Raw genomic sequence first — 653 nt, 5'->3', positions numbered from 1 at the left:
GGTGGGGGCGAGGGGGTTGGTACCGGTCTTCTCCGGGGCCTGCGAGTCGGTCATGAGCCGCAGGGTATGACGTGGGGAAGGCTTTTGGTACCCGTCGGTAATAGTGATTCACCGACCGCACACATGACGCCAGTGGTCACTGGCAACGAACCTGCTGATCAGGGCGGTTCTCACGGGCGGTTCTACGGGACGTCGATACGCAGCCGGTCGCGGGCCGCCTTGAAGACCGCCGTGCCCTGTTTCTCGTCCGCAGTGCCCTTCGGCATGTCGACCCGAAGCTCGTACATCCGGCTGTCGTCGGTGAGCACGAACAGCTCCATCACGCGCGTCGGCGAGGTGTCCAGGCTGTAGGCGGTGTCGGCGAGCACGGCCTCGTGACCCTGGAAGGTGGTCCGCGTCGTCTGCGTGCGCGCGTCCCCGTCGTAGCTGTTCCAGGTCTCGTGCGCCTCGGCCGCCCGCCCGAGCGGCGACCCCGGCGCCCTGTCCCACTGTGTGAGGCGTACGTCGACGGAGCCGGCCGAGTAGACGACGAGCCGCGGCTGCTCGTCGGGGCCGCCCTGCCGGGCGAACTCCTGGTACTCGGCGGGGAGGGAGAGGACGGCACCCATCTCGGGCTCGGGATGTGCCGTCCACGCGGCCGGGGTGGGTGTCGG

At 69.2% G+C, this 653-nt stretch carries 1 pseudogene; it reads right to left on the bottom strand.

What is annotated here, in order from left to right:
• Positions 1 to 182: 182 nt before the first annotated feature.
• Positions 183 to 653: pseudogene (locus tag BZL64_RS34165) on the bottom strand (serine/threonine protein kinase); the annotation flags it as partial.

This window comes from Streptomyces bobili (genome assembly GCF_002154575.1).
GTDB classification, from domain to species: Bacteria; Actinomycetota; Actinomycetes; order Streptomycetales; family Streptomycetaceae; genus Streptomyces; species Streptomyces bobili.
Note: the sequence above shows the minus strand (reverse complement) of the source record. Positions and strands in the feature narration are given on the sequence as shown.